The sequence below is a fragment of the Stenotrophomonas sp. X genome (genome assembly GCF_055721025.1).
In genome coordinates this window covers 2368552-2382681 of sequence record NZ_CM146756.1, presented here as the reverse complement: position 1 = coordinate 2382681, position 14130 = coordinate 2368552, and the positions used below count along the sequence as shown (strand labels likewise).

Here is a 14130-nt window from a genome sequence, read left to right as displayed (position 1 = left end):
ATGAGATCCATTGCACTTTGGAGAATGAAGCGCGAGGCCAAGAGGAGCGGTCTGCGAGTCGTTGGCAATTTTTTGATCGCGTTACATACGCGCGATGTTATCTCAGGCTTCACATTGGATCCTGCGCCATCCTCTACCTACATATGGACCTTCGTAATTCCGACATATGATGATTTGCCCTACCTGCACATGTCTCTAGGTCAGAGGATTGCAAGCGCGGAAGTGGATAAAGTTTTTTTTCGTGGAATGCATGAGGCGCATATCAAAAAGCTTGAGGCAGTGAGAACGGCGGCAGACTTGTTGCTCTATGTCGACAGTCTTGACTTCACAAGCGACTATTCAGAATGGGTAAAGTACATATCCGCCATCCGGCTGGGCGATTTCGTGGCGGCGGACGCGACGCTGAAGACGCTTTTGAAGTTGCCAATGTCCAATGCTATTAAAAGTAGATTAGATGCGATTCTTTCTGTGCTGAAGAATGGCGGTGAATCGGGCGCGCAGCATCTTTTGGATGCGTGGTCTGTTCAGACGGATCGATTAGTGGGCGGCAGCTCCTGGGGCAGCGGACGGTAGCGAATCGTCGCGCTGCACGCAGCCCCAATGCAGCAGGGAATACCACGCTCTGACAGCAGATCGTTTACCTGCAGCGATACCAACCGCATGAACGCGGTGAAGCAGGGTAATGCCGTGCAGGAAAGCAACGCCTACAACCATCGCGGCGAGCGCGTGCTGCGTACCCCTGCCGGTGGAACTGCCCAGATCACGCTGTATGACGAAGCAGGGCAGTGGCTGGGCAACTACTCGGCCACGGGTCAGGCGCACCTGTGGCGTTGATCAACATGCCGGGTACCGGCGTGCCGTTGCTGGCCTACGTCCAGCCGGATCATCTGGGCACACCGCACGTGGTGATCGATCCGGTGCGCGATGTGGCGATCTGGGAGTGGAGCAACAAGAGCGAGGTATTCGGCAACCAGATTCCGAGTGCCGATCCGGATGGTGATGGTGTGGCGTTCGAACTGGCGTTGCGCTTCCCGGGCCAGCAAGACGGAAGCCGCTACCTTGTGCTGCCAGGTCTGATAAAAGGAAATCCGATCAATCAGATCGTTGATCCTTGCGAGAGAACCATCAAGAATGTGGCTTTGCCAGGTCGCCAATTTGGCGGATCGGTCACTGTTTCAATTCAACAGAGGAGCGGTGTGGCGGGTGCGCATATCGTTGGAACTGTTATCGGGCCGAATCCGATCATGAATCAGCTTATGGGGCCGATGAATTTTGAGTATCTCGGTTCCCGCGCCGCGAGGTCTTTGGGGTCATGAATAATGTGCTAAATAAGGGCTCAAGGCGCCGATTGGTGTTCGCTCTGTTTCTGCTCCTATGGTTCGTAAAATCTATTTTGGGATTCATTGCTGTCGCAGGACGAGATGCTCCTGGCTACCCGGGCGCTGTGAGTGGCTTCCCATATCCGTATCTTGGAGACGCGACATTTTACGTTGTAATGCCGGCTATGTTTGTAGGGCTTAACGTGATCATGTTTTTGTTCGCGAGCAGGATTCCGAAATGGTTAGCCATCATCGTTGCGGCGCTGCAATTATTTACTCTGCTGATGCTCCTGTTTCTTGGTGCAGGAGGAATTTAAGTGAGCTGCATATCCGAAGCCCCGCTCACGCGGGGCTTCTCTTTCACCTGCAACGATGCCAACCGCATGAGCTCGGTGAAGTTGGGTGACGCCACAATTGAGAGCTACGGTTACAACCATCGCGGCGTGCGCGTGCTGCCTACCTCGGGTAGTGGCGTAGCGCAGATCACCCTGTACGACGAAGCAGGGCAGTGGCTGGGCAACTACTCGGCCACCGGCCAGGCGGAGCAGCTGGCCATCTGGCTGGACAACTACCCGGTGGCGTTGATCAATGTGCCGGCTACCGGCGTGCCGGAGCTGGCCTACGTGCAGCCGGATCATCTGGGCACGCCGCGTGTCGTGATCGATCCAGCGCGTGATGTCGCGATCTGGGAGTGGAGCAACAAGAGCGAGGTGTTCGGCAGCCAGATTCCGAGTGCCGATCCGGATGGCGATGGTGTGGTGTTCGAGCTGGCGTTGCGCTTCCCGGGCCAGCAGGCGACGGAGGCGAGTGGGTTGTTCTACAACTACCAGCGCGAATAAGACGCTGCGACAGGACGCTATACGCAAGCGGATCCCATAGGCTTGTCCGGTGGCATTTCCGCGTACGGGTATTCGAATGCCTCTCCGCTTCTCGCGGCTGACCCACTTGGGCTTGAGCCCGTGTTCGATACAAGTACGTGCGGCGGACAGCTGGGAATGGTTACTTGTGATGGCAATGGAGGATTCCTGGTCAGTGTCTGCAATTCAGGTTGCGACAAGATATGCACCGTTATGCATGAGCGAAACCATAAGGCGTTATTGGATAAGAGGGTTCCTAATGCCTGCGTGGGTAGGCCTAAAGGTGCAAGCCCATTCCCAAAGGACTGGGAATATGATGGGATCGAGCATCGGCAGCTCGCCAATGAGCTTGAGTGTCGTGCATATCAAGAGCAGATGATCTGTGCAACTCGGCTGCGCGATGGAGGACTCGGAGGCGCCGCAGTAGACAAGGCCTACAGCAGGGCAGTAAAGGAAAGGAGCAACAGGCAATGCGATGCATTCGGATACTAGCCATCCTCTGGCTCGTTCTGGGCCAGGTGGGGTGCCGGGATGAGGTTGAGAGTTCAACGTACCCCATGGGTCAGACGGGAAAGAGTTGCACTGCCTACAAAGGCTTTGATCGCCAGCCTCCCGAAGTGGTTGTTACCGAACTGGCCAGACGGGGGTTGGACAGTCGCAGGTTGATCCATAAAACAGTTTGCGGCTCGATCACCAGCTGGGAGATCCTTCCTGCAGGAGCGTCGATCGATCGGATACCTCCCCCAGATGCCTACGTGAACGTCTGGCTGAGGGAAGACGGCTCTGTTTCCGTCAGTACGGACCTCCCTTGATGTCGGCGCTGCCTCCGATGCTCACGCATCGGGCCAGCGCGTCTGCGCAATAGGTCAGCTAAGCCGAAGTTGCGCTCACTCGATGTCATCCGGGTTGGCCGCGCGTGGCAATCGCTCGGTCGCCCGATGTCCCGGCTTGGAGCAGAAAGAGCGAAGTGTTCGGCAACCAGATTCCGAGTGCCGACCCGGACGGGGATGGTGTGGTAGTCGACTTCGCGCTGCGCTTCCCGGGCCAGCAGGCCACGGATGCGAGTGGGTTGTTCTACAACTACCAGCGCGAGTACGACCCGGCGGTGGGCCGGTACTCGCAGAGTGATCCAATCGGGCTGGAAGGTGGAGTAAACACCTATGCCTATGTTGGATCGATGCCGATTTCCCTAGATGATCCGCATAGGCTTCAGGCAACCTTCGCCGACTGCGTTTCGGAGAGGCGGTGGGACTGGGTCAGGCTTGGCGCTAGCGGGCCGGAAAGTACGTCGACAACTGGTGAAGTCGCATCCGGCGCACGGGTGGCAAATGCTGCTGCCAATTCTGCAGTTGGAAGCACTGGCTCGGGCATCAGCGCCGCTCCCCATGCCACGACGTGGCAGCATGCTGCGGGTTCCCAGGCCGGGCAGGCGATGCAGCAGGCGGCAAACGGACGCTGATTCGGTCCAGTCCAAGCGTCGTGGAGTTCGGCAGGAAGACTTTTGGGGCGCGTGGCCGTGGTGACGACTGTATGGGAGGGGTTCTGGGATGTCGGCTCCATGCTCTATTGCGGCTGCAGCGCAGGCGGTGGATGGAGGCGAATGGAAATGAAAGAAAAAATGAGAGAAAGAGAGGCGCTGTCGCCAACTGGCTTCTATGACCAATACTATGCGGACAGTGGCCTGGATCAGGAAACCGTAGTGGAGCTGCTGGAGCATGTTGCAGACGAGCTTCGTTTGCCCTCCGGGAAGCTCCGTCCTGGAGATCGATTTTCGAAGGAACTGTCGCCTGGTGAAGCTGATGGCTGGGACTCGGGGTATGGAGTTTTAATATTCGAGCTTCAATCGCTCGCGAAAGAACGGGGTATTGCAGTCAATCGGCGGGTGGATTCGCTCGACGACTACATTCGTATCATGGCGGGTATCTATTGATGAGGTTGATGCGTACCTGAATGGTTGTATGCGTGAGACGTCGCAGTGCGTACTGAGGATCCGAGGATGCCAAAGGTGAGGTGTGCCGCAGCTGTCATGGCCGGTCTGGTTCTGGCCGGCTGTGCAACATTGGGTGGCGATATGATCGTGCGCGTCTCGGGAAGCGTGCCGCCTGGTCAGGGTGACGTTCGCGCTCTCGATTGTGAGCTGAGCATGCTCGGGGAGGGCGAAGGTGTAGTTTCGTCGAAACCGGTTGGAAGCACATTCGCGGTGCCCATTATGGTCGTTGCAGGGCCGGAACCCCAGAGCTACCAATTCGCCGTTGAATGCTCGGACGGCCGGAGGTTCGCATCCAAGCCGGTGCTGATCAGTAGTCGGCGCTCCTATGCTCGGGATCTCAACCTTGGGGAGCTTCAGGAGTGGTGAGAGAGAGGAAGGGGCGGACGAGGTCGCACCACCGTGGTATGCATCTGGTGGATTCCAGTAGATGAACCAAGATTTCAACTCTCTCGAATGGTGTGACGCCACGTTGCTGGCCATCAACATTGATAGGAGCAAACCTGGCGTATGCGACGAGGTAAAGGTCCACGTGCGCTGGCCGGACGGCCGGCAGGCAACCGTCTGCTTCTCGGAAGCCTACGGGTGCTCGGCGCTCATGAACTTCGGCGTACTGGGGGAGGAGGGAATAGAGTTCGCCAGGGTCGAGGACGACGAGCCGGGGCTTGCTCATCTTCTTGATCGTTGGAAGGCGGTCGGCTATCCGTTGTCCGGCCTGAAGTGTTTCCGTATCGAGACCACCTCGACCGGAAGCGTCATTCTCATCTACGCCAGGACATGGCGGATCGAGCATCTGCCGATGGCGGGTGCAGTGCCCTGAAGGACATTCCGTGCCAAGATTCCTCACCCCCGACAAGGTCTCCCTCATCCAAGGGAAGCGGCCTGAGAAGACCGAGCGGAGATGTGTTTGGGGTCATGATTTTTGGCCCTGCGGCGACGTTGTCCGCCACACTCTGCAAACTGGGGCCTTGATGATGGTGAGGATCCTGACAGCACTACTTCTGATTGGAGTCGGACTTGGATTCTCTGGCGGCGCATGGGCTGTAGGAAAGCGGCCCTTCAAGATGATCCAGTTCTGCGTGCATGACCAAGAGGGCGTGAATCGGTTCAAGCAGACCCTCAGCTCTATCGCCAACGACGAAGGAATGCAGTACTTCGATGGCAGCGCTGAATTGGATCGCCAGCTTGCCAGAGCAAAGGTGGACGTGAAGCGCCCTGTCGTCTACGTCGGAGTGAAGCGGGAAGATGGCTCTGGACTGGAGGCGGGGAACTTCGGATTGGATCGCTTCGAGATAGCCATCGGCTTCTCTGAAGGGAAGATGCCCGCCGAGGCACGGTCATTTTCTTTCCGCGTCGAACGCACCTTGGCCGAGCGCTGGAATGTACTCGCGATTCCCTCGGCGAAGGGCGCTACGCCGCTGGCATGTCGGGTGGAAGGCGGTTCTCGCTGAAGGGCGTTGCACATGACATTCACCCTTCGGGCTGCAACCGCCCCACCGCCTGGGCGCACAGCGACTGGCAAGCCATGACCAACCCCTCCATCACCCGGTCGCCCACGTACTGCCCGGGTTCGCCGTTCTGCCGGGTGCGCTCCGCCGCCAGCAGCATTTCCAGCACCACCCGCAACCCGCTCAGCGCGCAATCGGCATCGGCGAGGGCCAGGCAGCGCCCGGGCAGCTGGTGACGCTCCGGCCAGGGTTGCCCGTCGGCCGCCGCACCGGAGCCGATGCGGTGGAGGTTGGCAATGAAGGTGTTCCTGTCCACTGGCGGCGCGGCTTGTGGCGAACCGTCGTCGCCGGCGGTGCTGCAGTAGGCGTGCAGATGCGGGAAGTCCGACTCGTTCATGGCAAGGCTCCGTGCAGGGCAATCGGTAGCCGCCACCCATAAAAGTGGCGGGCGGTACGTGGTTCGAATCCGGGTTGGTCCCAAGCCGGTGGGCGCGAACGCCCCCACGCACCGCCCGCCATAGCCGGCAGACGGATTGCCAGCCGGCGCCACGGAATGTGGACGCCGACTGGCAAGCGCAATCACTCAGGACCAACTCGGGATTCGAAACCCGGCCACCCTTTTCCGGTGGCACGCCATCTGAGCCCCTGGCGCTGTGCAATGCCAATCAGAAGAGTTGCAAACATCACTCGATTGGAGACGCTTTCGGCATTCTCCCATGCTGTTAAGCACTGCCAGCGCTGGCTGGCGCGGCGGTCCGCCCGCACCGTGCAATCTGCGACAGATGTCGAGGTTGGGGGGCGTTAGGGAACAAAGGGGGAGGGGCGATGACGACAGGCTCTGCGGGGAGCGACCTGTGTCGAGCATGGCCCGCGTCTACAGGCGCCAAAGCGTGACGTGCGACTCGGGTTGACGTTCCCAGCCACCAAGCGCAGGCTTGTTCAGCACGTTTCCTAAACAGAAGGAGACTTATGACCGCCACCGCTTCGCTGCACCCCACCCCCGACACCCAAGGCCGTTCCCGCCTGTGGAGTGTGTTCTGGCTGCAGGGCGTCATTCCCAGCAACATTCTGTGGGCGGTGGCCCTCTGGGCGCTGGCCAACCAGCGCACCCCGCTGCTGCTGGGGGTATTTGCCGTGCTGCTGCTCTATACCGGCTGGATCATCCCGGCGGTCTGGCGGGCGGCGCCCACCGCGCACAACCCCAACCTGGGCGTGGCGGCGCGCGGGCTGACCGTGGCCTGGGGGCTGAACACCGTGCTGGTGATCTTCTTCCTGACCCTGCAGCTGGTGGCTCAATAGAACTGAACGGGCTCGCCGCCACGGTCGAAGGCGGCGAAGCGGCCGATCTGACCGTCATGGATGGCGTTGACCATCAGCTGCAACGGGCGCGCGGCTTCGTCGCTGTTCGGCGCGAAACCGCCACGGCCATCCAGCGCCGCTACGAACACCAGGTCCCAGTCGATGCCGGTGGTGGTCGATTCGGCCGCCAGCGCCTGGAAGCTGGGCACCTCGGCCGGCAGCTTGTCCACGCACAGCACCGGCGACAGGGTGCCGCCCTCGCGGCGGTCATGACGGTCGCGCTGGTCGCTGGTGGGCGATTCGGGCAGCTCGGCGCGCACGAATACGAACAGCAGGCGTTGCGGTTCAGCCTGCTCGCCGGCGGCGTGCAGCAGTTGCTGGAAATCGTTCATCATCATGAGGGTTGTCACACGCCCGCTGCACGGAAAGCCGCATGCTGCCACAACGCCTGCCGCGCGGGGCCGAACGCGATTGATTTAAGTCATGCCGATGGAACTGAAGGCCGCGTACTCTGGCAATCGTTCCAGCAGGCGAGGGTATCCGGGCCGTTCCGGGCACAGGCAAGACGGTGGAGCAACAAGGTGGACCAGCCATGAGCCAACTCACCGACGGTTTCGGACGCAGCTTTCCGTACCTGCGCCTGTCGTTGACCGAAGCCTGCAACTTCCGTTGCAGCTACTGCCTGCCCGACGGTTACCAGGCCGATGGCCGCCCGCGCTTCCTGCAGGTGGATGAAATCTCGCGCCTGGTGCGTGCGTTTGCCGCGCTGGGCATGAGCAAGATCCGCCTGACCGGCGGTGAGCCCAGCCTGCGCAAGGACCTGGACGAGATCATCGCCACGGTTGCGGCGGTGCCGGGCATCCGCAAGGTGGCCATCACCACCAACGGCACGCTGCTGCCGCGGCGCCTGCCGGGCTGGCACCGGGCGGGCCTGACTGCGCTGAACGTGAGCATGGACAGCCTGCAGCGCGAACGCTTCAAGACCATCACCGGGCACGACCGCCTGCCGGAGATCCAGCAGGGCCTGGCGCTGGCGCAGGCGCTGGGCCTGCCGGCGATCAAGCTCAACGCGGTGCTGCTGCGTGGCCTGAACGATGACGAGTTGCCGCAGTGGATGGACTACCTGCGTGGCCGCCCCTTCAACGTGCGCTTCATCGAACTGATGCGCACCGGCGACAACGAAGCCTATTTCCAGCGCCACCACCTGCGCGCCGACGTGGTGATCGAGCAGCTGCTGGCCGCTGGCTGGCACGAGCGTCCGCGCGCCGCCGACGCCGGCCCGGCGCGCGAGTTCGGCCACCCCGACCATCGCGGCAGCATCGGCATCATTGCCCCGTATTCGCGTGACTTCTGCAAGGGCTGCAACCGCCTGCGGGTGACCGCCAAGGGCGACCTGCGGCTGTGCCTGTTCGGCGAGTTCGGCGTACCGCTGCGCCCGCTGCTGCAGCGCGATGAGGACCATGACGCGCTGCTGGCACGCATCACCACACAGCTTGGCCTGAAAGCGGCCGGGCATGGACTGCACCAGGGCCAGACCGGGCTGACCCCGCACCTGGCCTCCATCGGAGGATGAGCAACACGATGAGTGGGGAATTGAACGCGGCCTTCCATATGGCCGATGTCCGTAACAAGCGCATCAGCCGCCGCCGTGCGGTGGCGGTGGGCGAGCTGCATGCCGGTCCAGTGGCCTATCCGCTGATCGTCGAGCGCCGCCTGCCCAAAGGCGATGCGCTGGTGATGGCCGAGATTGCCGGCCTGCAGGGCGCCAAGATGGCGTCGATGCTGATGCCGCTGTGCCATCCGCTGCCGCTGGAACTGGTGCAGGTGTTCTGCGCACCGGTGCCGGAGCGGCAGGCGATCCGCGTGTGGTGCGAGTGCGCCAGCGAGGCACGCACCGGCGTCGAGATGGAGGCGCTGGCTGGTGTCAACGCGGCGTTGCTGACCCTGTACGACCTGAGCAAGCCAGTGGAACCGGCACTGCGCATCGAAGGCATCCGCCTGCTGTTCAAGGAAGGCGGCAAGCGCGGGGTCTGGCTGCACCCGGATGGCATGGACGAGGCCGAGCGCGTGCGTTTCAACCCACGTGCACCTAAGGGGTTGGAGGGTGCGGCCTGCGCGGTGATTACGCTGAGCGATCGCGCCAGCGAAGGCACTTATGAGGATGTGTCCGGCCCGACCCTGGTGACCGGCCTGAGAAAGCTGGGTGGCGACGTAGTGGCCGCCGAAGTGCTGCCCGATGGCATCGAGCCGTTGGCGGGCCGCCTGCAGGCCTTGGCTGCCGAGGGCGTGCGCCTGTGCCTGTGTACCGGTGGTACCGGGCTGGGCCCGCGTGACCTGACCCCGGAGGCGCTGCGTTCCTTGAACGCGAGGCCCGTGCATGGCCTGGCGCAGATGGTGCGGGCCCTGAGTGCGCAGCACACGCCGATGGCCTGGCTGAGCCGCGCCGAGGTGGTACAGCTGGGCAACATGCTGGTGTTCGCATTGCCCGGCAGCCCGAAGGCGGCGGCGCAGTGCCTGGATATCCTGGCGCCGGTACTGGGCCATGCCCTGGCGATGGTCGAGGGGGATGGCCACTGATGATTGCCTACAGCGATGCCTTGCAGCACCTGCTGGACGCGGCCAAGCCGCTGCCGGCCGAGCATCTGCCGCTGCATGAGGCCGGCGGCCGTACCCTGGCCAGTGACATCCACAGCGCGCAGTCGCTGCCGCCGTTCGACAATTCGGCGATGGACGGCTTCGCGCTGCGCGCCAACGGCGCGACGTTCGAAGCCGGTACCGAATTCGCGGTGCAGGGCTGGCAGGCAGCCGGCGATGCCGGCGCCGAAGGCGGCGAGGGGGCCTGGGAAATCATGACCGGTGCGCGCATGCCGGCCGGGCTGGATACGGTGGTACCGGTCGAGAACGTGGAGATCCTCGCCAGCGAGGACGGCCGCCCGACCCGCATTGCCCTGAAGGGCACGGTGAAGCCAGGCCAGAACGTGCGCCTGCGCGGCGAAGACGTTAGCGACGGCGAGCGCGTGCTGCAGGCCGGGCAGGTGCTGGACATCAACGCGCGCACTCTGCTGCATGCGATCGGCGTGGGCGAGGTGGCGGTGGTGGCGCGGCCAAAGGCAGCGGTGATCGCCACCGGCAAGGAACTGGTGACCGAGGCGGCGCAGGCGCTGGAATCCGGGCAGATCCGTGACAGCAACCGGCCGTACCTGGTGGGCCGCCTGCAGGCCGCCGGTGCCGAGGTGGTCTGGCAGGGCACGGTGGGCGATGAGGTGGCCGCATTCAATGCGGTGCTGGATGCAGCGCTGGCCGCGGGTGCGCAGCTGTTGATCAGCACCGGCGCAGTGTCGGCCGGCCGCTACGATTTCATTCCCGACGCGCTGCGTGGCCGAGGTGCGCGCATCGTGTTCCACAAGGTGGCGATCCGCCCCGGCAAGCCGTTGCTGTTCGCGGTGCTGCCCAATGGCGCGCTGTACTTCGGCCTGCCGGGCAACCCGGTGTCGGCTGCCGTGGGCCAGCGCTTCTTTGTCGAGCCGGTGCTGCGCCGCCTGCTGGGGCTGGCACCGGAGCCGGTGCTGATGTTGCCGCTGCAGGCCGACGTGCGCACGCCGCCGGGCCTGCGCTTTCATGCGCGGGCCCGGGTGGAAGTGGACGCGCAGGGCCGCCTGAGTGCGCGCGTGCTGTCCGGGCAGGAGTCGTTCCGTTTGATGTCCATGCTGCAGGCCAACGCCTGGGTGGTGCTGGAGGCCGAGGGAGACCTGGCCAGCGCTGGCACCTACGTGCGCGTGCAGGGCTGGGGTCACCACGAACCGGTGCAGCTGGTGAGCCAGGAGTCATGATGAAACAAGTGAATCTGCAGTTGTTCGGTGCGTTTTCCGACCTGGATGCCAGCCGTGAGATTGCCGTGGATGTGGCCGGTGACACCGTGGCCGATCTGCGCCAGGCGCTGCGCGAACTGCTGCCGCTGCGTTGGCCGGGTTTCCGCGCCGGCCTGCTGGACTACTCGGCGTTCGCCGACCAGCAACGCGTGCTGCGCGACCACGAGGCGCTGCCCGACGATGGCCGGGTGGCGATCCTGCCGCCGGTGAGCGGGGGCTGAGCGATGAGCGAGAAGATCATCGCCAAGGTGGTGGATCGCGCGCAGGCGGCGATCGATCCGGCCGAGGGCATCGCCGCGGTCTCCGATCCGGGCTTCGGCGGCATCGACGTGTTCATCGGCAAGGTGCGTGACGTCAACATCGGCCGGCCGGTGACCGGGATCACCTACGACCTGTTCGAGCCGCTGGTGCTGAACGAGTTCAAGCGCCTGGCCGCCGAGGTCGAGGCGACGTTCGGTCCGAAGCTGAAGCTGTATGTGGCCCACGCCAAGGGCCGGTTGGGCATCGGCGATGTGGCGGTGGTGGTGGCCGCCGGCAGCCCGCACCGCGACGAAGCGTTCCGCGCCTGCCGGCAGTTGATCGAGGTGGTGAAACACCAGTGCCCGATCTGGAAGCAGGAGCATTACGAGGACGGCGACAGCGAGTGGAGCGAGGGTTGCAGCCTGTGCCATGCGGACAGCGAACCCGCTCATGCCCATGACCATGCGCACGATCACCAGCATTGACCCCGCCCTTCAGGGGGGTGCGGGGTTCAGTAGATCCACGCCATGCGTGGATGAGCCCTTTCCCGCGCATCCGGCCGGCGCAGCCACGCATGGCGTGGCTCTACTGCGATGAGCATCAACGGCATCGTGCTTGCCGGTGGCCTGTCCACCCGGATGGGTCGCGACAAGGCGCTGCTGCCGTGGCAGGGCCGCACGCTGCTGGAACACATGCGGGGTCTGTTGATGCAGGCTGGCGCACGCGAGGTCTGGGTCAGCGGAAATTACCCGGCGTTCGGCGGCGTGCCGGACCGCGTGGCACGTTGTGGGCCGCTGGGCGGGCTCTACAGCGTGGCGATGCGCATGCCCGATGGCCCGGCCTGGGTGGTGCCGGTGGATACGCCGCTGCTGCCACCACGACTGCTGCAGCAATTGCGTGACGGCCATCGCGGTCCATGCACGATCTTTGCGGGCCACCCCCTGCCCATGCTGGTGGATATAGACGATGCTTGTCGCAACGCACTTGAATCGATGCTGGGTGACCCGGACGGCCCGCGCTCGCTGCAGGCCCTGCAGCGCCGTCTTGGCGTGAATTCCGTGGCCCTGGCGCCGGTTGACGAGGCCGGGCTGGTCAACTGCAATACCCCCGAACAATGGGAGGATGTTGCGTCATGAAAGTGCAGTTGCAGGACCAATCGGTACGGCTTCGCCTGGACGAGGCCGAACTGGCGCGCCTGCTGGCCGGTGAATCGGTCGAGAACATCACCCGCTTCGGCGGTATCGAGGGCTGGGGCATGGCGGTGTCGCTGCATGGCGGCGAGCGGCCGGTGCTGCTCGATGGTGGCACCTTCTGCCGCCTGGTGCTGCCGCGCCCGGCGGTTGAGGCCTTGGCGGCGCGGCTGCCGTGCCGGGATGGCCTGCCATTCGACATTGCCCTGGAAGATGGCAGCCGGCTTCAGCTGCAGTTCGATGTGGACGTGCGCGACAGCGTGCGCCAGCGCGGAGTCACGCGCCGCAATACCGCTTCATCGGTTTGACATTTGTCAGGGGCAGGGTGAAAACCGGCCCCTGATTGATCCAGATCAACCCCGTCGTAGTTGCCGCACGGCCTAATGGCTGCACGACGACGGGTCACAACTTGAAAGCAATACCCACGTCATTCCACAGCCTTGGAGCCATGTATGACCGTCGGTAGCGATCCTGTTGTCCGCAGCACCGCCCGTCCGGGTCGCGTCATCAGCGACTGGACGCCGGAGGACCCCGGCTATTGGGAGCGCACCGGCAAGCGGGTTGCCACCCGCAACCTGGTCATCTCGATCCCCTCGCTGCTGCTGGCCTTCTCGGTCTGGGTGCTGTTCTCGGCGGTGTCGATCAGCCTGCCGAAGATCGGCTTCAACTTCAGCACCGACCAGCTGTTCTGGCTGGTGGCGCTGCCCAGCCTGTCCGGCGCGACCCTGCGCATCTTCTATTCGTTCGTGATCCCGATCTTCGGCGGCCGCCGCTGGACCGCGCTGTCGACCGCCTCGCTGCTGGCGCCGACGCTCTGGCTCGGCTTTGCGGTGCAGGACCCGGCCACGCCGTACTGGGTGTTCGTGGCCATCGCGATCCTGTGCGGCTTCGGTGGCGCGAACTTCTCATCGTCGATGTCCAACATCTCCTTCTTCTATCCCAAGCAGAAGCAGGGCCTGGCGCTGGGCCTGAACGCTGGCCTGGGCAATGTGGGCGTGTCGGTGGCGCAGGCGGTGATCCCGCTGGTCATCACTGTAGGCGTGTTCGGTGCGCTGGGTGGTGCACCGCAGCCCACGGTGGAGGGTGGGGCACCGCTGTTCCTGCAGAACGCCGGCTTCATCTGGGTGCCGGCCATCGCGCTGTGCGCCATCGCGGCCTGGTTCGGCATGAACGACCTGACCAGCGCCCGCTCGTCGTTCTCCGAGCAGGCGGTGATCTTCCGCCGCAAGCACAACTGGCTGATGTGCTGGTTGTACATCGGTACCTTCGGTTCCTACATCGGTTTCTCGGCCGGCTTCCCGATGCTGGTGAAGAGCCAGTTCCCGGACGTGAACCCGCTGGCCTACGCCTTCATCGGCCCGCTGCTGGGCGCACTGATGCGCTCGGTGGGTGGCAGCATGGCCGACCGCTGGGGTGGCGCACGCCTGACCTTCTGGGTGTTCGCGCTGATGATCGCCGCGGTGTTCGGTGTGTTGCACTTCCTGCCCAGCGATGGCCAGGGCGGCAACTTCCATGGCTTCCTGCTCAGCTTCATGGCGCTGTTCGTGCTCAGTGGCATCGGCAACGGCACGACCTTCCGCATGATCCCGGTGATCTTCCGCACGCTGCATGAGCGCTGGTCGGCCAACGACAACGCCGAGGGCAAGGCTACCGCCGCGCACCAGGCCAGCATCGAGTCGGCTGCGGTGGTCGGCTTTTCCGGTGCGATCGGCGCCTACGGCGGTTTCTTCATTCCCAAGAGCTACGGCTCGTCCATTACGTTGACCGGCAGCCCCGACATGGCGCTGTACGGATTCGTTGTTTTCTATGTCACCTGCCTGGCCGTGACCTGGTGGTGGTACTACCGGCGCGGTGCCGAGACACCCTGCTGACGACATGAAAACGCACCGCAGCCAGATGACACACACAGCCACGATGCCGA

General features: G+C 63.5%; 16 protein-coding genes and 3 pseudogenes. 17 read left to right on the top strand and 2 right to left on the bottom strand.

Features of this window, described 5'->3' with window-relative positions; genetic code table 11:
- The 8 genes and pseudogenes from ACZ75I_RS11040 (at position 1) to ACZ75I_RS11005 (ending at position 5614) form a co-directional block, all read left to right on the top strand.
- A complete protein-coding gene (locus tag ACZ75I_RS11040; RefSeq protein ID WP_164282627.1) occupies positions 1 to 573 on the top strand; it encodes a hypothetical protein in 573 nt (190 codons plus the stop codon).
- A 14-nt stretch (positions 574 to 587) separates the two neighbouring features.
- Positions 588 to 1043, top strand: a pseudogene (locus tag ACZ75I_RS11035) (RHS repeat domain-containing protein); the annotation flags it as partial.
- Positions 1044 to 1351: 308 nt separating this feature from the next.
- Positions 1352 to 1636: a hypothetical protein gene (locus ACZ75I_RS11030; protein WP_141653569.1), complete on the top strand. Its 285-nt coding sequence runs from the start codon at positions 1352 to 1354 to the stop codon at positions 1634 to 1636.
- Positions 1637 to 1669: 33 nt separating this feature from the next.
- Positions 1670 to 2668: pseudogene (locus tag ACZ75I_RS11025) on the top strand (RHS repeat domain-containing protein); the annotation flags it as partial.
- A gap of 406 nt (positions 2669 to 3074) precedes the next feature.
- Positions 3075 to 3392: pseudogene (locus ACZ75I_RS11020) on the top strand (RHS repeat-associated core domain-containing protein); the annotation flags it as partial.
- A 384-nt stretch (positions 3393 to 3776) separates the two neighbouring features.
- Positions 3777 to 4106 (top strand): hypothetical protein, encoded by a 330-nt coding sequence (locus ACZ75I_RS11015; protein ID WP_005416874.1) that lies wholly within the window; start codon positions 3777 to 3779, stop codon positions 4104 to 4106.
- Positions 4107 to 4593: 487 nt separating this feature from the next.
- Positions 4594 to 4983, top strand: coding sequence for a hypothetical protein (locus ACZ75I_RS11010; RefSeq protein WP_070489794.1), 390 nt, complete (start codon positions 4594 to 4596; stop codon positions 4981 to 4983).
- Between the two features lie 244 nt (positions 4984 to 5227).
- Positions 5228 to 5614, top strand: coding sequence for a hypothetical protein (locus ACZ75I_RS11005; protein WP_111129160.1), 387 nt, complete (start codon positions 5228 to 5230; stop codon positions 5612 to 5614).
- 19 nt (positions 5615 to 5633) lie between these two features.
- Here the strand turns inward: ACZ75I_RS11005 and ACZ75I_RS11000 are convergent, their stop codons facing one another.
- Positions 5634 to 6008 (bottom strand): hypothetical protein, encoded by a 375-nt coding sequence (locus ACZ75I_RS11000; RefSeq protein ID WP_164282633.1) that lies wholly within the window; start codon positions 6006 to 6008, stop codon positions 5634 to 5636.
- Positions 6009 to 6580: 572 nt separating this feature from the next.
- Between ACZ75I_RS11000 and ACZ75I_RS10995 the strand changes: the two genes are divergently transcribed.
- Positions 6581 to 6910, top strand: coding sequence for a hypothetical protein (locus tag ACZ75I_RS10995; RefSeq protein WP_019659894.1), 330 nt, complete (start codon positions 6581 to 6583; stop codon positions 6908 to 6910).
- Here the strand turns inward: ACZ75I_RS10995 and ACZ75I_RS10990 are convergent.
- Positions 6904 to 7308 carry a ribonucleotide reductase subunit alpha gene (locus ACZ75I_RS10990; protein ID WP_065185691.1) on the bottom strand — a complete coding sequence of 135 codons (405 nt, stop codon included), beginning with the start codon at positions 7306 to 7308 and terminating at the stop codon, positions 6904 to 6906. The two genes, ACZ75I_RS10995 and ACZ75I_RS10990, sit on opposite strands and share 7 nt — an antisense overlap.
- A 194-nt stretch (positions 7309 to 7502) precedes the next feature.
- Between ACZ75I_RS10990 and moaA the strand changes: the two genes are divergently transcribed.
- The 8 genes from moaA (at position 7503) to ACZ75I_RS10950 (ending at position 14080) form a co-directional block, all read left to right on the top strand.
- Positions 7503 to 8483 (top strand): GTP 3',8-cyclase MoaA, encoded by a 981-nt coding sequence (gene moaA / locus ACZ75I_RS10985; RefSeq protein WP_472957855.1) that lies wholly within the window; start codon positions 7503 to 7505, stop codon positions 8481 to 8483.
- 8 nt (positions 8484 to 8491) lie between these two features.
- Positions 8492 to 9487, top strand: coding sequence for a bifunctional molybdenum cofactor biosynthesis protein MoaC/MoaB (gene moaCB, locus ACZ75I_RS10980; protein WP_043033279.1), 996 nt, complete (start codon positions 8492 to 8494; stop codon positions 9485 to 9487).
- Positions 9487 to 10740, top strand: a complete 1254-nt coding sequence (locus ACZ75I_RS10975) for a molybdopterin molybdotransferase MoeA (protein ID WP_180866867.1) — start codon at positions 9487 to 9489, stop codon at positions 10738 to 10740. The genes moaCB and ACZ75I_RS10975 overlap by 1 nt, the downstream gene beginning before the upstream one ends.
- Positions 10740 to 11000 carry a MoaD/ThiS family protein gene (locus ACZ75I_RS10970; RefSeq protein WP_099553422.1) on the top strand — a complete coding sequence of 87 codons (261 nt, stop codon included), beginning with the start codon at positions 10740 to 10742 and terminating at the stop codon, positions 10998 to 11000. Before ACZ75I_RS10975 ends, ACZ75I_RS10970 begins: the two co-directional genes overlap by 1 nt.
- 3 nt (positions 11001 to 11003) lie before the next feature.
- Positions 11004 to 11504 carry a molybdenum cofactor biosynthesis protein MoaE gene (locus ACZ75I_RS10965; protein ID WP_049444673.1) on the top strand — a complete coding sequence of 167 codons (501 nt, stop codon included), beginning with the start codon at positions 11004 to 11006 and terminating at the stop codon, positions 11502 to 11504.
- 108 nt (positions 11505 to 11612) lie between these two features.
- Positions 11613 to 12155 (top strand): molybdenum cofactor guanylyltransferase, encoded by a 543-nt coding sequence (gene mobA / locus ACZ75I_RS10960; protein ID WP_180866869.1) that lies wholly within the window; start codon positions 11613 to 11615, stop codon positions 12153 to 12155.
- A complete protein-coding gene (locus tag ACZ75I_RS10955) occupies positions 12152 to 12517 on the top strand; it encodes a hypothetical protein (RefSeq protein WP_346476483.1) in 366 nt (121 codons plus the stop codon). Before mobA ends, ACZ75I_RS10955 begins: the two co-directional genes overlap by 4 nt.
- Positions 12518 to 12661: 144 nt before the next feature.
- Positions 12662 to 14080, top strand: a complete 1419-nt coding sequence (locus ACZ75I_RS10950; protein WP_053499738.1) for a NarK family nitrate/nitrite MFS transporter — start codon at positions 12662 to 12664, stop codon at positions 14078 to 14080.
- The last annotated feature ends 50 nt before the right edge of the window (positions 14081 to 14130 follow it).